This window comes from Enterobacter cloacae complex sp. IR5441 (genome assembly GCF_049238215.1).
Classification (GTDB): domain Bacteria; phylum Pseudomonadota; class Gammaproteobacteria; order Enterobacterales; family Enterobacteriaceae; genus Enterobacter; species Enterobacter hormaechei_C.
Genome location: NZ_JBMKIA010000012.1, coordinates 41,293 through 57,849, shown reverse-complemented (window position 1 = coordinate 57,849; position 16,557 = coordinate 41,293). Strand labels below are relative to the sequence as shown.

The window sequence follows — 16,557 nt, the reverse complement described above, 5'->3', positions numbered from 1 at the left end:
CAGTCAGAACGTGATTTCAGCGTTCAACAGATCCAGGATACTTTGCGGCGTCGTTGCTGCAAACAGCGACTCGCGAAACGTTTTATTGACCAGCTTCCGCGCCAGCTGGGAAAAGACCTTCACGTGATTAATCCCTTCCTGAGCGCCGAGCGTCAGCATGATCACCAGCTCGACGTCGCCCAAATCCGACTCCCAGTCAATCGCCTTGTCCAGGCGTGCAATGCTGATGCTGGAGTGGCGTATCCATTGCGATTTGGTGTGAGGGATCGCCACGCCAAACCCGACGGCGGTGGTGACAATCTCTTCGCGCTGCCAGAGATCTTCTTCAAGTTCGAGCGGGTTTTCGGTCCTGCCATGAATCGCAAGATTTCCGCATAAGAACTGAAGCACCTGCTCTTTTGAGGTCAGCGGCTCATTGACCACGATAGTCTCCAGGGCCAGCAAGGGACGCGGCGGCGCTTCCGGTGTGAAATCCGCCAGCAGGGCTTCAATTTCCTCTGCGCTGCGGCTGTCGCAGGCCTTTTCCGCCAGCGCCCGGCAGGTTGCCATGTCCAGCTGACGCAGCTGGGTTTTTACCGCAGGGATGCGCGGCCCGCTCATGCTGAACTCATCTAAGCCCAGACCAAGCAGAAGAGGGAGGTAGCGCTGCTCTCCGCCAAGTTCCCCGCAAATGCCGACCCATTTCCCGTGACGATGCGCTGCGGCGACAATCTGGCGAACCATGCGTAAAAAAGACGGTGTGATGGGGTTATACAGCCCCGAAACTCGCGGGTTGTTGCGATCGACAGCGTAGAGATACTGAGTCATATCGTTCGAGCCGATACTGAAGAAATCCACCTCTTCGCAGAAGTGATCGATGATAAAGCAGACTGAAGGCACTTCAACCATGATCCCCAGCGGCAGGTGCGCGGTGTGACGTAACCCCTGTGAGGCCAGGGCGTCACGAACGTTTTGCAGTTCCTGTTTGATCCATAAAATCTGATCGAGGCTGTGCACCATCGGGATCATCAACAGCGCATTGCCGCTGGCGCCTGCGCGTAAGATCGCGCGCAGTTGGGTGCGGAAGAGATCGGCAAATTCGGGATAAATACGAACGGCACGATAGCCGAGGAAGGGGTTTTCTTCCTGGGGAATGTTCAGGTAAGAGAGCTGCTTATCGCCGCCGATGTCCATTGTGCGAAAGATGACCGGCTTGCCCTGCGCGGAGAGCAGCACCTGCTGATAGGCTTCGAATTGCTCCTGCTCGTCCGGCGCGGAGTCTCTGTCCATATACAGCATTTCAGTGCGAAACAGCCCGATACCCTGCGCGCCGCAGGTAAACGCCCCGGGCGCTTCCAGCGCGCTGCCGATGTTGGCGGCAATCTCTACCGGTACGTTGTCGCGGGTGAGTGCTGGAAGACCCGCATCTTTGATCTGCTGCTGGTGGCGTCGGTCGGCAAGGCGCTGCGCCACGCTATAGTAATCATTCACCGCGTCGTTGGGTTCAACGACCAGCACGCTACAGATGCCGTCCAGAATGACCTCTTTTCCCATCAACGGCGCCAGCGAGGCGACCGTTAAACCACTCAGCACAGGCACGGAGGCCGCGCGTGCCAGTATCAGCGTATGCGACGTCCGGCCTGTTTTTTCAAGCACCATGCCTTTCAGATACTGCGTGTCGAGGCTGAGAAACTGGCTGGGCGTCAGATCTTCCGCCACCAGAATAGTGGGAGCGCTGAGGGTGAATGCGGAGGTTTGCTGCAACTCCGGCCAGGTAATGTTAAGAAGCTGCTCGCTGATGTCTCGAATATCGCTGACGCGTTCACGCAGGTAGTCGCTGGCGGAGAGCGACAGCTTGTCGCAGATCAGCTCCATATTACGAATGATCGCCTCCGCAAGGCTTAGCCGCTCCTCGGCGATCAGTCGGCGTATGGTGCCGCCAAACTCCTCATCCTGGATCAGCGAAAGATGCGCGCTGAGAATGGTTTTACTCTCGCCGTCCAGCCCGCGCAGGCGGTGGTTGAGCTGTTCAGCCAGCGTCGCCAGGCTGTGTTCCAGGCGGGTAATATCTTCCGGCGAGGCGGGGATCTGACAATAACGTTTGAGGTTATCGCTCTGCCAGCCTCGCAGAGTGCCAGCCCCGATGCCACTGGCGAGCGTAATGCCGTGCTGAAGGTGGGGAGCAAGCCTTACAAGCGAACGGGGCAGGGGATGCGCAACGTGCGGCGCGTCGCCGGAGGGAATACTGTCGCTGTCGATAAACGCGCCGGTGAGATACGCCTCCAGCACGCGTCGGGCCTGCTCCTCGTCGCTGCCGTTAATTTCCAGCACGCAGCTGTCATTAAACAGCGTACCGGTACTGATCAGCGCCAGCGAGCTTTTGGCATCCGCGTGAGTGTTAAGCCGTCTGTTGATAAAACGGATGTCGCTGCGCCATGCGCTGCACTGCTCTTTTAACGCCCAGGCCGGACGCGCATGCAGGCCGTTGGGCAGTGGGCAGAAAAATTCAATTGAAAGCATACTTCCTCCTGGCCGCGTGAGATCAGCATCTGAAGTCCGTCAGATGATCCACGGTCTCACGGTTCATGCATGCCACAAGCGCGACAAGCAGTTGTTGGGTGTGATGAATGTCTTTTTCGTCGGCAATGGATGCCGCGCAGTGCCCGTGTCGGGTCGGGGGACCAAGCACAAGAGTCGGCACGCCAGTGCCGGAGAGATGGATCGCCCCGCCGTCCGTTCCGCCGTTGCTGAACATGTCTTTTTGCAGCGGGATCCCTTGCGAGCGCGCGATCGTCTCAGCCAGCGCAATCAGTTTGGCTGGGGCGATGAGCGTTTTGTCGTACAGCACCAGCATCGGGCCCGCACCGATCTGGCGATGGTTGGCGCTGCCATAATCGAAATTTTTTGACCAGCAGGCGGTATCCAGCACCAGCGCGATATCAGGATGAATGGCGCGCGTGGCGGTCTGGCCGCCGCGCAGGCCGACCTCTTCACTTGAGCTGGCCACCAGCCAAAGCTCGCAGTCGAGCGGCGTCTGGTGCAGCTCGTGCAGCAGCGCAATCAGCAGGTAACAGCCGAGACGATCGTCGAAGGCTTTACCCATCACCCGATTGTGGGGAAGGGTCTGAAAGGGTGTATCGAACGTCACGCGGTCGCCTGCGTCGATACCGGCGGCGAACACCTCCTCCGCCGACGTCGCGCCAATGTCGACACGCAAATTGTCAACGTTTTCTCCTTTCAGATCTCCATCCAGCAGGCCCGGTATTTTTTCCCCGTTACGCGTGGTGATGCGCACCGGCTGAAGGGTACGGGCCATCATGCGCACGTTGCCGATGGGCAGGACATCAATGGCCCCTTCGCGCGAGACGCTACGCACCATAAAACCGACTTCATCCATATGGGCGCAGACCATCACCTTCGGGCCCCGGCTCTGGTTGACGCGGATAAGCACGGAACCCAGCCCATCAAACTGAACCTCTTTATGGTATTTTTGCGCCTCACTGAGCAGGATGTCGCGCACCTCTTGCTCTGAGGCCGCAATGGCGTCTGCTTCGCTCAGGGCGTGCAGTAAATCTCTGTCCACTCTTGTTCTCCCGTCAGCAATAGCCGTTTGTCGAGGGTATAAAGCACCTCGGCGCCCGTTTCCGTCACCAGCACCACATCTTCAATTCGTACCCCGCCCTGGTGTTCAAGGTAGATCCCCGGCTCAACGGTCAGCACCATGCCGGGCTGCAACGGGGTGCGGTCGGTAGGGGAAAAACGTGGATTTTCATGGACATCAATACCAATGGCATGACCGGTGTTATGCCCGAACTGCGGACCGTAACCTGCACGTTCAATCACGGAACGTGCGGCGCTATCGATCTGATGACAGGAAACGCCGGGGCGGATGGCATCAATGGCCGCCTGTTGTGCCGCCAGAACGATCTGGTACACCGCATAGAGAGGGTGCTCCTCCGGCGGCGTGTTTTGCCCGGCGACAAGAAAGGTCCTTGTCATATCCGAGCAATACCCCTGGTGTTGGGCGCCGAAATCAAGGGTGATCATCTCGCCAGGCATAATCACTTTGTCAGAGGCTTTGCCGTGGGGCAGCGCACCGCGCGGCCCGCTGGCGACAATGGTGTCGAAAGAGGGCTTGTCCGCACCCTCCTGCTTCATAAACCACTCCAGCTCGGCAGCGACTTCACGCTCGCGCATACCGGGCTGAATGAAACGCCGGATGTGCTGTGCGGCGCGGTCGGCAATGCCGCACGCTGCACGGATACGGTCGATTTCGTCAGCGGTTTTTATCTGCCGCAGCGCGTCTAGCGAGGTGCTGCAAAGGTTGGTATTTAGCGTATCGTGCCACAGCACGCCTGTTTGCCAGCTCACGTATTCACCCTCAAAGCCAAGACGGGTGAGATCTTCCTTCGCAATAATCTGATTCACCGCCTGCGCAAACGGGTTCTCCGTGTTAAGCAGGTGCATCTCATAGCCCGCCGCTCGTGAAGCGATATCGCTGTAGTAACGGAAATCCACCAGGATATGTGCCGCGGTTTGTGTCACCAGCACATATCCCGAACCGGTTGAAATGCCCAGATGCGGCTGTTTATTCTGGCGCGAAGAGATGAGCACGCCGTCCAGTTTTTCCGCAGCCAGCCAGGCATGAAGCCTTCTCAGTAATTCCATGGTTCACCCCGTTACAGCGTGTCGATAGCGAGTTTTCCGCGCTTGTGCAGACTGTTACGAATAATCACGACCAACAGCGCGGTGATCGCCGCCCCGACCACAATACTGAGCATGTACGCCCCCAGATTGGTGACCAGCGGCCACGCCCAGATCGCCGATTCAGGGAACCACTGCACGGCACCGAGCGCGGTGGCGGTCATCGCACCCGCGATCGCACCCGCCATATACGCCGGCAGCGTCGCAAGCGGATTTTCCAGCAGGAACGGGATGGCCCCTTCACTGATGCCCATAAAGGCGAGGAACATGGCCGTTTTGCCTTGCGGATAAAGCTGCGGACTAAACAGGCGTTTGCCGGTCAGACGATGGTCAATCAGCGTGGCCAGCCCCAGACCAATGGGCGGAATAACAATCGCCACGGCGCGGGAGGTGATGGGCAGGACATGATCGGTTGTCAGCCCCAGGCCAACAAATCCCGCCGCTTTGTTAATGGGGCCGCCAAGATCAATCGCCGTGGCTGCCGCCATCCCGATGGCGTACATCATTGAGCCCGCCTGACCCGCCGCCAGCAGTACGGTCCGCATACCTGCATTCAGCCAGCCGCCAATCGGCGTGATGATGTAATACATCGCCAGCATCACAAACAGCGCCGAGAGGATTGGGATCAGAAAGGTGCTTTTAAAGGCCAGCAGATACTGCGGTACGTTAATACGGCTATTCAGCCATTTGACCAGATAGCCTGCGGCTATGGCGATAATCAGCGCGCCAATAAACGTGGAGGGCACGGGTTTGGTGGCAAGCCAGGTCAGTTTTTCCGCATCAAAGTTCAGCACCAGCGTCGGCTGCGTGGCGACAAGGCCACCGATAAACCCGGCCGGGAAGGCCAGCTTTCCGCCGATAGAGTTGGCGACAAAGGCGGCAAACATCGGGATGGCGAAGCTGAACAGCAGCCCGCCGAACGATTCGGTCAGATAGCCAAATTTCAATACCGAGAGATTGAAACCGGTGAATTTGCCAGAGTTAAGCGCGTCGAGAATACCGGTGTCAGGCGGGATCTCCAGCCAGACGTAGGCGATGAGCTGTGAAATGGCGAGGATAACCCCGCCCATGATAAGCGTTGGCACCATGCGGGATATCCCCGACATAATGTGCTGTGGAAGCTCTTTCCAGAAAGACGCACCGGCGGCAACCGGTGCGGATTTGATGGCAAGTGTGTCACCCTCGTGACTGTCCGGGCGAACCGCGCTGCGTTTTTTAATAGCCATGACGAAAACCCCTGGGTGTGAGGATTATTATTGTTCTGCTGCAATCATCTCTTCGATCTCTTTCAGGGTGCCTGCCGCGTTTTTAATGGCGTCCTGAAGCGTAATCTCATACACGTCGCGCGTTTCGAAGCGCTCATTGTCTTCCGGGGTGATCGCGATGGCGTGGATAATAATGTCAGCGTCGGCAATATCCTGTGGGGTCAGGCGATTCTGGATCCCGTCCGCGCCCTGGGTTTCAATTTTTACCTCATAACCGGCTTCCGTCGCTGCGTCTTCCAGCGCCTGGGCTGCCATGAAGGTATGTGCCAGGCCCATCGGGCAGGCGCACAGTGCAATCAGTTTTTTAGCCATGTGAAATTCCTCCTGTAGATAACGCCATGATTATGGCGGGGAGGTTTCAGTGATGTTTACCGGATTAATAATGCTTTAGCTGGAAAAATGATGCGTGTGAGCGGAAGTGTGAGGTTAATCGTCATATCACGGAAATCAATGAAAAACCGGGCAAAAAGGTGCCCGGCGCAGCATCAGTAACCGGCTTTATCAATGACAAACTGTTTGCCGCAGTTGCCCGGATGCGGCTGTGGCGCAAAGGAGCCGGCAGAGAGCGGGTTGTTGATGGTGCTGGCGTTCAGCGAGATCTGCATCTCGGTCAGATAAGCCGGATTGCCGTGGCAGGTAAGCTTGAACGCTTTTACGCTCTGTTTCCCCCAGCTTTTGGCCACGGCTTCATCGAAGTCGCTGCGGCGGACGGTTTTGCCATAATTTTCCGCCAGAAGTTTTCCTGCCGCGCTGTGCTTCACTTCCTGGTTCATGCGCACCATGGTGCCGAAGTAAGCGTCGGGATCAAAACCAAAGCAGACGCCGTGTTTCGCGTATTCATAACGTTCAAGGCAGGAGTTGCCGCCCGCGCCGGGCATCACGCTGTTCAGCTTCGCCGCGCCGGTTAGCGATAGTCCGGTCTCTGCGGCGTCACATTTGCGGCTGGCTTTTGCTTCCGGCATATTTGGAACCGGACGAGTGGCACAGCCGAAGCGCATCCAGCGGCGTTCATCCACTCCGCGAGCGGCAATAGATTTCGGCAGCGAGGGCCATAAGCCGTGGACGGTCAGAAAATCGGTTTTGTTGCTGCTCTCTTTTTGCAGGCGACACTCTTCCGGTTCGTCACGGTTACGTTCGACCATGCTCTGGCAAAATCCGGTTTGCCAGGAAAGGGCCAGAACGTAGCGATCGAAATCGCCGTACTGGGTTGGCTTAAGCGGATCTGCCTGAATTGAGAAGACACAGAGTGCAAGCGCTACTGCGCCAGACGGGATAACGATATCCTTCCTGAACATTTGCTTTCCTGATTGGTTGGGCGCGATTAATTTCTGGGGGTTATTAAAGCACAAAAAGCGCCCGCAGGCGCTTTTTGGAAATCAGGAATTTCGCTTAGGCAGCGCCGGGAACCAGCACTTCGGTGGCGATAATAACGATAATCAGGCCAACCAGCACCGGCACTGACGTGCGTTTTACCACTTCAAACGGAGAGATTTTCGCCATCCCCGCAACCGCAACCACCACGCCCGATACCGGAGAAATGGTACGACCCAGGTTGGAGGCCTGAAGCATCGGAATGGACAGGTAAGCCGGGTTGATGCCGGAGGAGTGCGCCAGCTTAGGGATCATCTCAACAAAGGCGTAGAACGGCGCGTTACCGGAGCCGGTGGTCATCGCCGCCAGCATGGTCAGCACCACCAGCACCAGCATCAGGATAATGCTAGCCGAGCCGAACGAGGTGGCGATAGAGATCAGGCTCTGAATAAAGCCGATGGTGCTCAGCCCCTGGGCAAACACCCCCGCGGCAACCAGCAGCATCACCACGCCCGCGAAGGCATCCGCCATACCGCGGAAGGCAACTTCCAGACCCGTGAACACTTTCTGGGTGTTAAAACCCCGAACGAATTCCAGGATGGCCGCCAGCAGCATACAGATCACCAGGATAGTGATGATGTGCAGCTGCGGGCCCCATTTGCCGTCGAAAATAAGCACGCCAATAATCGGCGTGAAGGGCAGGATGGAATAAAACGCCGGGGCGGTAGTGGTGATTTCGCTGACGTCCATCATTTCATGGCTGACGTTCTCTTTCTTATCGAGATAGCGCTGCCAGAAGAAATGCGCCACGCCCATGCCGAGAATAGCGGTGATGGAGATCGGCAGTGTGGTTTTGAAGGCGAAGTCAATCAACGACATTTCCGCGGCTTTTGCGGCCAGCACTACGTCACCGGAAGTAGGGGAGAGAATAATCGCCGCCGGAGAGGCGCAAATAGCCGCCGCTGCGCCACGGCTGATCCCGACGTTAACCATTACCGGGAACAACGTTGCCATTAACAGCACGCCAAGGCCCGTTGCTGAGGAAACGGCTAATGACATCAGACAGGCCAGGAAATAGGCCGCGACCATCAGCAGATAGGGGGAATTAATATATTGCAGCGGCTTAGAAGCCAGCTTTACCACCATATCATTCGCGCCGATATGGGTCATATAGGCAGCAAATCCGCAGAGCATCATGATCATCATGCCCAGATCGCCGCCGCGGCTCATCAGCAGAATTTTTATATATTCCACAATATCGGTAGCGGTATATCCGGTACTGGCTTCGCTGGCGGGTAAAACCTGATGACCCATTAGCGCGCTAATGATCAGCAGCGTCAGGCCGCCGACAAATAGCACGCCGGTGGCTGAGTAACCTTTAATGATGTAGCGTGCTACACCGACAATGACCACGACTCCAATGAGGAGTTCGAGAAAAGTAAGCATGATTTCCCCTGTATCCTTGCTGCCCGAGAGACAAATAATCAATAAAAAAGAAGCTGAAATGTGCCGAATAAATGTCCAGTCCTTGCTGATTAAAATCAAGAAAGAGACTACTAAAGGCACTGATGACGATATTTTTGCTAACCCTGCGTCATTTATATTAAGACGTTATTGACCTGATGAATAGATATTATATGTCATTAAAATGATGGTGAAGTGTTAAGGTTTTGAGTATTACTTGCCGACAATCGATTTAAAACGTAAATCTCTTTAAAACCACTTCTCTTTCATTCTTTTGCCTGCTTATACTCGGTTCACTTTTACCCTATCCGACGATCTGAATATGCACGCCAGCTGGACATATCGCCTGCGCTTTATCAAAAAACATCTGCTGATGTTTTTGCTGGCGTTTGGCTGGCTGTTGATCCAGAGTCAGGTGGCCGTCGCCTCCCATCAATGTTCAATGGATTTGCGCGGTGAGGTGGCCACTATCCAGCATATGGACATGATGGCGCAACCGGGGCCGCATTATGCTGCCGGTGCTTCACCGCTGTGTGAAAAGCATTGTGTGCCGGATCAGGTACAAAAAGATCCTGCCCAGCCGCATCTGGTGGCGCTGCCTGCCGCCATGACCCTGACCTTAACGACCCCAGAGTGCTCGTCTGCAAGCCATTCTGCGTGGTCCGTTACCCCTCCTGCTGTGGGGCCGCCGGCAACGATCCGCTATTGCCGGTTTCGGGAGTAAAAACCTGTTAATTCGTTGATTTTCATTTACTTAACGTTTAACAGGAGTTTTTTTCATGCGTACTATATTCCTTTCCGCGCTGGTTGGCGCGTCCGTCTCTTTCGCTTCTTATACCGTTCAGGCAAACCAGACCTGGCAGGGCCACGGCGTGGTTCAGTCGATCTCTGACAGCGCCGTCATGCTCCGGCACGAGGCCATACCGGAACTAAAATGGCCAGCAATGACCATGCCGTTTACTTTATCTGCCGGCGCCACGCTGAATGACGCCAAACCAGGGGATGAAGTGACCTTCACGCTTGAGCGTGCGGGTGACGGTTTCCAGATTATCTCGCTGACGCCAGCACGCTAAGCGAGGTCACCATGAAACAACACACACTGAGCCTGTGGCTCGGTGGGGTGTTGTTCGGCCTGTTAACCTCCGCCGCGCAGGCGGAGCCGTGGACGCTCGAACACACCCTGACCGAAGCCCAGCGCTACTCGGCAGAACTCTCTGCCAGCCGTAACGAAGCGCAGGCGCTGGATGCGATGGCGGATTCCGCCACGCAATTACCTGACCCGAAACTGAAATTCGGCATCGAAAACGTGCCGGTACAGGGCAGCAACGATCGGCGGCTGACGCGTGAAGGGATGACCATGCAGAAGGTTGGCATCATGCAAAGCTACGTCAGCTCAGAGAAGCGGGAACGTAAAGCGCAGACCTTTCAGGCGCAGGCGCGAAGCGTGCTGGCAAAATCCGAAGCCGTCCGCGCCGCGCTTCAGCGTGATACCGCCCAGGCCTGGCTGGATCTGGCGCTGGCCCAGCAGGCGCTGAACACGGCCAGAACGCTGGTCCGTGAAACCGAACGCCAGCGGGGCGTGCAGAAGGCGAGCGTCGGGGCGGGAAGCGCCACGCCGGACAGCGTACTGGCCCTGCAAATGATCCTCAGCGCCATGCGCGACAAAGAGACGCTGGCGCAGCGGGATGTGCAGCTGGCGCAAAGCCGTCTGCTGGAGCTTACGGGGCACGCGATTACGGCGGTTCGCGGTCCGCTGCCGCGCTATCAGCGTCTTCCTGCCGATGAAAAAACGTTGCAGGAGGGGATCGTCAGGCACCCGGAAGTGGAGGCCGCACGACGTGAAGCCGAGACCGCGAAAGCGCGTTCAGCGCAATCTGCCGTGGCGGCGATACCCGATGTGGATGTGGAGGTCTATTACGCCCACCGCGCCGAAGGCTATGACGATATGGCTGGCGTGATGTTCAGCGTGGATCTGCCTTTGTTCCAGTCAAAACGTCAGGACAAGGATTACGCCGCCGATGTTTCCCGCTCAATGCAGGCGGTGGATCAACTGACGCTGCTCAAACGCGAACACATTGCCCAGGTGCAAACGCTGGTGGCGCAGTATCAGGCTGCGCAAACGGTGTGGCAGCGACAGCGGGACGAGGTACTACCGTTGCAGCGTCAACGGCTGGCGGTACTGACGGCGCAATATCGCTCTGGACAGTCGGCGCTTCCGGCCCTGCTGGAGGCGCGTCGTGGCGTACTGGATACGGAACTGGCGGTGAACCAGGCGGAGCGCGAAATGGCGCGAACCTGGGCTGCCGTGAACTGGCTGATCCCGCAGGAGCTGGCGCAATGAAAAAAACAACGTTAATGGCGATTGCCATCGCGATAGCTGCCGCTGGCGGCTATTTTGTCGGAAAGAAGCAGACGCATCAGCCGGCTGCGGCTGCACAACCCTCTGAACGTAAGGTGCTTTACTGGTACGACCCTATGGTGCCCGGTCAGCGCTTCGATAAGCCGGGTAAATCCCCCTTTATGGATATGGATCTGGTCCCGCGCTACGCCGATGAAGCACAGGCGGCGTCGGGCGTGGCCATCAGCACTCAACAGCAGCAAAACCTGGGGATGAAAACCGCCAACGTTGAGATGCGCCAGCTGGTTTCGCCGTTCTCGGCCTTTGCCACGGTTGCAACGGATGAACGTAACGTCTCGGTGGTGTCAGCCCCGGCCAATGGCGTGGTGTCAAAATTGTTTGTTAATGCGCCGCAGCAGCAGGTGAAAGCCGGAGAGGCGCTGGCGCAACTGTGGATCCCGCAATGGACCACCGCCCAGCAGGAGTACCTCGCGGTTCGTCAGCTTGGCGATGCCGCATTGACCCGCGCCGCACGCGAGCGGCTGGCGTTGCAGTTTATGCCGGAAGAGGTCATTCGTTTGCTGGAGCGTAGCGGTAAGCCGCAGACCACGCTCACCCTGCGCGCTGACCGGGCGGGCTATGTGGTGAAGCTGGACGTGCGGGAAGGGGCGCAAATCACCGCAACGGCGCCGCTGTTTGAGATCGCCAGCCTCGATCCTGTCTGGCTGGTGGTCGACTACCCGCAAACGCAGGCGCAGTCTCTGGCAGTGGGCAGCAACGTGGTAGCAACGTCAGAAAGCTGGCCGGGGGAGCAATTCCACGGCACGGTCAGCGAATTGCTGCCGCAGATGGAGACGACCACGCGAACCCTGAAAGCCCGTATCGTGCTGGAAAATACCGCACATAAGCTTAAGCCAGGCATGTACCTCTCCGTCAGGCGTGCGGAAGAGATGAAAGGCCCGCCGGTGCTGGCGGTGCCGGAAGAGGCGGTGATTAACATCGGAGAGTCTGCGCGTCTGCTGCTGGCCACCGGGGACGGTTATTTCCAGCCTGTGACGGTGACAACCGGCCTGACGGCGCAGGGCTGGACGGCGATCCTGTCCGGGGTCAAAGAGGGCGATAAGGTGGTGACGTCCGGGCAATTCCTCATTGATTCCGAAGCCAGCCTGCGTAGCGTGATGCCGGAGGTGACGCCATGATTGCCGCTGTGATTCGCGCCTCGTTGCGTAACCGCCTGCTGGTGATCCTGGCCGCGCTGATGATGGCCGGCTGGGGCTGGTGGGCGGTGCAGCGCGCGCCGCTGGACGCGTTGCCCGATCTGTCTGATGTGCAGGTCATTATCAAAGCGAGTTACCCCGGAAAAGCGCCGCAGGTGATTGAAGATCAGGTGACCTGGCCCCTGACAACCTCCATGTTGTCTGTGCCGGGAGCTAAAACCGTGCGTGGTTTTTCAATGTTTGGTGACGCTTATGTGTACGTGCTGTTTGAGGATGGCACCGATCTCTACTGGGCGCGATCCCGGGTGCTGGAATATTTAAGCCAGGTACAGGCGCAGTTTCCGCCAGGCGTGAAGGTGTCGCTGGGGCCAGATGCGACGGGCGTGGGCTGGATCTACGAATATGCGCTGATCGACCGTAGTGGAAAACACAGCCTGGCAGATCTGCGGGCCCTTCAGGACTGGACGCTTAAGTTCGAGCTTAAGACGGTACCGAATGTATCTGAAGTGGCAAGCATTGGCGGAATGGTGCGTCAGTATCAGATCGTGGCGGACCCGGCGAAGATGCGCGCGCTAAATATTACCCACAGCCAGCTATCCGGCGCGGTGCAGGCCGCCAATAAAGAGAGCGGCGGCGCCCTGCTGGAGATGGGCGAAGCGGAGTATATGGTGCGGACAACGGGCTATTTGCGCTCGCTGGAGGATTTTCGCAATGTGGTGATCGCCACCCGCGATGGCGTACCTGTCCTGCTGAAAGATGTCGCCACCATTGGCATTGGCCCGGAGATCCGCCGGGGCGTGGCGGAGCTTAACGGTGAAGGGGAGGTCGCTGGCGGCGTGATCGTGATGCGCTACGGGCAGAATGCGCTGGAAACGCTTCGTGCGGTAAAAGCGAAACTGAGCGAGCTGCAAAAAACGCTGCCGCAGGGCGTCGAGATTGTTCCGGTCTACGATCGTTCCACGCTGATTGAGGAATCGGTCAAAACGCTGACGCACAAGCTGCTCGAAGAGTTTGCCGTGGTGGTACTGGTGTGCGCGCTGTTCCTGTTCCACCTGCGCTCCGCGCTGGTGGCGATGGTCTCGCTGCCGCTGGGGATCCTCGGGGCATTTGTGGTGATGCACTATCAGGGCATTAACGCGAATATGATGTCGCTCGGCGGGATCGCCATTGCCATCGGGGCGATGGTGGATGCGGCAATTGTGATGATTGAAAATATGCACAAGGTGCTGGAGCAGTGGCGGCATGATAATCCGGGCAAGGAGCCCGCGCCGGGGGAATACTGGCGTCTGGCGGAAAAGGCGGCGGTCGAAGTGGGACCGGCGCTGTTTTGCAGCCTGTTAATCATCACGCTGTCATTTATACCGGTTTTTTCGCTGGAAGCGCAGGAGGGGCGAATGTTCTCGCCGCTGGCGTTCACCAAAACCTGGTCGATGGCCGTGGCCGCCGGGCTTGGGATCACCCTGGTGCCGGTGCTAATGGGCTTTTTCATTCGCGGGAAAATCCCGGATGAGAAGGCAAACCCGATCAACCGCCTCCTGATCCGCCTGTATGAGCCGCTGCTGGACAAGGTACTGACCTTCCCGAAAATGACGCTGGCACTGGCATGTCTGCTGCTGATCGCCACGCTCTGGCCGCTGAGCCGCCTGGGAAGCGAATTTATGCCGCCGCTGGATGAAGGGGATTTACTCTATATGCCCTCCACGCTGCCGGGGATCTCTGCTCGCGAGGCATCGCGGCTGCTTCAGCAGACGGACCGCTTGATCAAAAGCGTACCGGAGGTCGCGAGCGTGTTTGGCAAAGCCGGTCGGGCGGAGTCGGCAACCGATCCCGCGCCATTAACCATGCTGGAAACAACCATTCACTTTAAGCCCCGCGAGCAGTGGCGGCCAGGAATGACGCCGCAAAAGCTGGTGGAGGAGCTTGATAAAACCGTGTCGCTGCCGGGTATTGCCAATGTGTGGGTGCCGCCTGTCCGTAACCGCCTGGACATGCTAGCAACCGGGATCAAAAGCCCGGTCGGCATTAAGGTGAACGGCAATAATATTGCCGACATTGAGCGCGTGGCCCGGCAGATTGAGCAGGTGGTGAAGGACGTTCCTGGCGTCTCCTCTGCGCTGGCGGAGCGTCTGGAAGGCGGGCGCTACGTGGATATACGTATCGACCGGCAAAAAGCCGCGCGCTACGGCGTTTCCGTCGATGAACTGCAAAGTCTGGTCTCCACGCTGGTCGGGGGTGATAACATTGGTGAGGTGATCCAGGGACGCGAGCGGTATCCCATCAACCTGCGTTATCCCCGCGATTTGCGTGATAACGTCGACACGTTGCGGGTGTTGCCGGTAATGACCGCCAGCGGTAGCCAGGTGGCACTGGGGGAATTGGCCGATATCGTCGTGACGGAAGGCCCACCGATGCTAAAAAGTGAAAACGCGCGCCTTTCCAGCTGGATCTACGTGGACTTGCGCGGGCGCGATCTGAAGTCCGCCGTGGATGAAATGCAAAAACGGGTGGAGGAGAAGGTGGTATTGCCGCAGGGCGTGTCTCTCTCCTGGTCCGGGCAGTTTGAATATCTGGAACGGGCGACCGCGACGCTCAAAATAGTCTTACCTGTCACGCTGATGATTATATTCGTCCTTTTATGGTTAACCTTCAGGCGGATATCAAATGTCCTGATAATAATGGGGACATTGCCTTTCGCGCTTATTGGGGGCGTGTGGTTACTGTGGCTGCTTGAATATAATTTGTCAGTGGCGGGGGCCGTTGGCTTTATCGCCCTTTCCGGAGTGGCGGCAGAATTCGGCGTAATTATGGTTCTTTATTTGAATCATGCGCTTGATAAATATCACAGGCTGGAGCCAGAAGGGGGAAATACGGTGCTGATGCGGGCAATCCACGAAGGAGCCGTGCTGCGTGTGCGTCCGAAGGTGATGACGGTCGCCACTATTATGGCGGGACTGCTGCCCATCATGTGGGGCAGTGGGAGTGGTTCAGAGGTGATGCAACGTATTGCCGCGCCGATGATTGGTGGCATGGTAACGGCACCGTTATTGTCGATGTTAGTTATTCCCGCACTCTACAAGTTGTTACACCAACGTTAAATATGTCAACTGCATGTGCTTATTCAGGCATGCAGTTTATGTTTCCTCAGATTATTCCCAGAAACGGGAGGGTAATTAGGAATAACACCGATGCTGTTAAGCGTTCATTCAAGTATTCTGTGTTAAAGTCTGCACCGAATACTAAATATGGTAATGGCACTGTGATTGTACGAATTAAATTTCCCCTGATTTTATTGTTTATTATTGGGCAGTTATCATTTGCGTCTGCTGTTAATGCAGAGAGCAATACAGCGGATAAAGGCTGGTTCACCACCTTCACGGATAACGTCGCGCAAACATGGAATGAACCTGAGCACTACGATCTCTACATTCCGGCCATTACGTGGCATGCACGTTTTGCCTACGATAAAGAAAAAACTGACCGTTATAACGAGCGTCCGTGGGGGGCCGGCTTCGGTCAGTCTCGCTGGGATGAAAAAGGTAACTGGCATGGCCTGTACCTGATGGCGTTTAAGGACTCCTACAATAAATGGGAGCCTATTGGTGGCTACGGCTGGGAAAAAACCTGGCGTCCGTTATCAGACGACAACTTCCGTCTGGGGCTGGGCTATACGGCAGGGTTCACGGCGCGTGATAACTGGAAATACATTCCTGTTCCGGTACTGCTGCCGCTTGCCTCCATCGGCTATGGTCCGGCAACGTTTCAGATGACCTACATACCGGGTACCTATAACAACGGTAACGTTTACTTTGCCTGGATGCGGTTTCAGTTTTAACTGAATTTTTCTGCTAAATCGGCCAAAAAACGCACAGACATTGAAATGTAAAGGATAAAAATCGAACAGCGAAAATTAACGCGACTTTTGTCACTTTTTATCAAAGATCCGCTGGACAAAACGCCTCACAATTGTTGTACTGATACCCGACACAGCATTTGTGTCGTTTTTTAATGTAAAGGTAATTTTGATGTCTAAGATTAAAGGTAACGTTAAGTGGTTTAATGAGTCCAAAGGATTCGGTTTCATTACTCCTGAAGATGGCAGCAAAGACGTGTTCGTACACTTCTCTGCAATCCAGTCTAATGGTTTCAAAACTCTGGCTGAAGGTCAGCGCGTAGAGTTCGAAATCACTAACGGTGCCAAAGGCCCTTCTGCTGCTAACGTAATCGCTCTGTAATTCAGACGCGTCAGCAAGAATTTCAAAACCCGCTCAATGAGCGGGTT

14 protein-coding genes are annotated in these 16,557 nt (G+C 56.6%); 7 read left to right on the top strand and 7 right to left on the bottom strand.

The window, feature by feature from the left end:
- Positions 1 to 3: 3 nt before the first annotated feature.
- The 7 genes from ptsP to dcuC all read right to left on the bottom strand — a co-directional run bounded on the left by ptsP (position 4) and on the right by dcuC (position 8,705).
- A complete protein-coding gene (ptsP, locus tag ACOTX5_RS14660) occupies positions 4 to 2,499 on the bottom strand; it encodes a phosphoenolpyruvate--protein phosphotransferase (protein ID WP_045910654.1) in 2,496 nt (831 codons plus the stop codon).
- Between the two features lie 22 nt (positions 2,500 to 2,521).
- Positions 2,522 to 3,562, bottom strand: coding sequence for an aminopeptidase (gene ypdE, locus ACOTX5_RS14655; protein WP_023303286.1), 1,041 nt, complete (start codon positions 3,560 to 3,562; stop codon positions 2,522 to 2,524).
- Positions 3,535 to 4,647, bottom strand: coding sequence for an aminopeptidase (ypdF, locus tag ACOTX5_RS14650; protein WP_023303287.1), 1,113 nt, complete (start codon positions 4,645 to 4,647; stop codon positions 3,535 to 3,537). The genes ypdE and ypdF overlap by 28 nt, the downstream gene beginning before the upstream one ends.
- Positions 4,648 to 4,658: 11 nt before the next feature.
- On the bottom strand, positions 4,659 to 5,909 hold the full coding sequence (locus tag ACOTX5_RS14645; protein ID WP_017382484.1) for a PTS fructose transporter subunit IIC: 1,251 nt from the start codon (positions 5,907 to 5,909) through the stop codon (positions 4,659 to 4,661).
- 27 nt (positions 5,910 to 5,936) lie between these two features.
- Entirely contained in the window at positions 5,937 to 6,260 is a 324-nt protein-coding gene (locus ACOTX5_RS14640) for a PTS fructose transporter subunit IIB (protein WP_017382483.1), read from the bottom strand.
- Positions 6,261 to 6,433: 173 nt separating this feature from the next.
- Positions 6,434 to 7,243: a ribonuclease I gene (gene rna / locus ACOTX5_RS14635; RefSeq protein WP_045910653.1), complete on the bottom strand. Its 810-nt coding sequence runs from the start codon at positions 7,241 to 7,243 to the stop codon at positions 6,434 to 6,436.
- 94 nt (positions 7,244 to 7,337) lie between these two features.
- Complete coding sequence (gene dcuC, locus ACOTX5_RS14630) at positions 7,338 to 8,705, bottom strand: anaerobic C4-dicarboxylate transporter DcuC (RefSeq protein WP_017382481.1); 1,368 nt, start codon at positions 8,703 to 8,705, stop codon at positions 7,338 to 7,340.
- Between the two features lie 340 nt (positions 8,706 to 9,045).
- Here dcuC and ACOTX5_RS14625 point away from each other — a divergent pair, with 340 nt between their 5' ends.
- The 7 genes from ACOTX5_RS14625 (at position 9,046) to cspE (ending at position 16,510) form a co-directional block, all read left to right on the top strand.
- Positions 9,046 to 9,447 (top strand): hypothetical protein, encoded by a 402-nt coding sequence (locus tag ACOTX5_RS14625; RefSeq protein WP_032652952.1) that lies wholly within the window; start codon positions 9,046 to 9,048, stop codon positions 9,445 to 9,447.
- A gap of 55 nt (positions 9,448 to 9,502) precedes the next feature.
- On the top strand, positions 9,503 to 9,796 hold the full coding sequence (locus ACOTX5_RS14620) for a copper-binding protein (RefSeq protein ID WP_017694319.1): 294 nt from the start codon (positions 9,503 to 9,505) through the stop codon (positions 9,794 to 9,796).
- Positions 9,797 to 9,807: 11 nt separating this feature from the next.
- Positions 9,808 to 11,064 (top strand): TolC family protein, encoded by a 1,257-nt coding sequence (locus ACOTX5_RS14615; protein WP_023303289.1) that lies wholly within the window; start codon positions 9,808 to 9,810, stop codon positions 11,062 to 11,064.
- Positions 11,061 to 12,260 carry an efflux RND transporter periplasmic adaptor subunit gene (locus tag ACOTX5_RS14610; RefSeq protein ID WP_045910652.1) on the top strand — a complete coding sequence of 400 codons (1,200 nt, stop codon included), beginning with the start codon at positions 11,061 to 11,063 and terminating at the stop codon, positions 12,258 to 12,260. The genes ACOTX5_RS14615 and ACOTX5_RS14610 overlap by 4 nt, the downstream gene beginning before the upstream one ends.
- The gene (locus tag ACOTX5_RS14605) at positions 12,257 to 15,373 is read left to right on the top strand and encodes an efflux RND transporter permease subunit (protein WP_045910651.1); all 3,117 of its coding nucleotides are present in this window, start codon (positions 12,257 to 12,259) and stop codon (positions 15,371 to 15,373) included. The genes ACOTX5_RS14610 and ACOTX5_RS14605 overlap by 4 nt, the downstream gene beginning before the upstream one ends.
- Before the next feature lie 161 nt (positions 15,374 to 15,534).
- On the top strand, positions 15,535 to 16,110 hold the full coding sequence (gene pagP / locus ACOTX5_RS14600; protein WP_032647688.1) for a lipid IV(A) palmitoyltransferase PagP: 576 nt from the start codon (positions 15,535 to 15,537) through the stop codon (positions 16,108 to 16,110).
- Positions 16,111 to 16,300: 190 nt separating this feature from the next.
- Positions 16,301 to 16,510 carry a transcription antiterminator/RNA stability regulator CspE gene (cspE, locus tag ACOTX5_RS14595; protein ID WP_002439184.1) on the top strand — a complete coding sequence of 70 codons (210 nt, stop codon included), beginning with the start codon at positions 16,301 to 16,303 and terminating at the stop codon, positions 16,508 to 16,510.
- The last annotated feature ends 47 nt before the right edge of the window (positions 16,511 to 16,557 follow it).

Coding starts and splice junctions, on each gene's coding strand:
- ACOTX5_RS14645 (WP_017382484.1), bottom strand. CDS start 5,909: ATGGCTATTAAAAAACGCAGCGCGGTTCGCCCGGACAGTCACGAGGGT.
- dcuC (WP_017382481.1), bottom strand. CDS start 8,705: ATGCTTACTTTTCTCGAACTCCTCATTGGAGTCGTGGTCATTGTCGGT.
- rna (WP_045910653.1), bottom strand. CDS start 7,243: ATGTTCAGGAAGGATATCGTTATCCCGTCTGGCGCAGTAGCGCTTGCA.
- ACOTX5_RS14640 (WP_017382483.1), bottom strand. CDS start 6,260: ATGGCTAAAAAACTGATTGCACTGTGCGCCTGCCCGATGGGCCTGGCA.
- ptsP (WP_045910654.1), bottom strand. CDS start 2,499: ATGCTTTCAATTGAATTTTTCTGCCCACTGCCCAACGGCCTGCATGCG.
- ACOTX5_RS14625 (WP_032652952.1), top strand. CDS start 9,046: ATGCACGCCAGCTGGACATATCGCCTGCGCTTTATCAAAAAACATCTG.
- ACOTX5_RS14610 (WP_045910652.1), top strand. CDS start 11,061: ATGAAAAAAACAACGTTAATGGCGATTGCCATCGCGATAGCTGCCGCT.
- ACOTX5_RS14620 (WP_017694319.1), top strand. CDS start 9,503: ATGCGTACTATATTCCTTTCCGCGCTGGTTGGCGCGTCCGTCTCTTTC.
- ypdF (WP_023303287.1), bottom strand. CDS start 4,647: ATGGAATTACTGAGAAGGCTTCATGCCTGGCTGGCTGCGGAAAAACTG.
- ACOTX5_RS14605 (WP_045910651.1), top strand. CDS start 12,257: ATGATTGCCGCTGTGATTCGCGCCTCGTTGCGTAACCGCCTGCTGGTG.
- ACOTX5_RS14615 (WP_023303289.1), top strand. CDS start 9,808: ATGAAACAACACACACTGAGCCTGTGGCTCGGTGGGGTGTTGTTCGGC.
- cspE (WP_002439184.1), top strand. CDS start 16,301: ATGTCTAAGATTAAAGGTAACGTTAAGTGGTTTAATGAGTCCAAAGGA.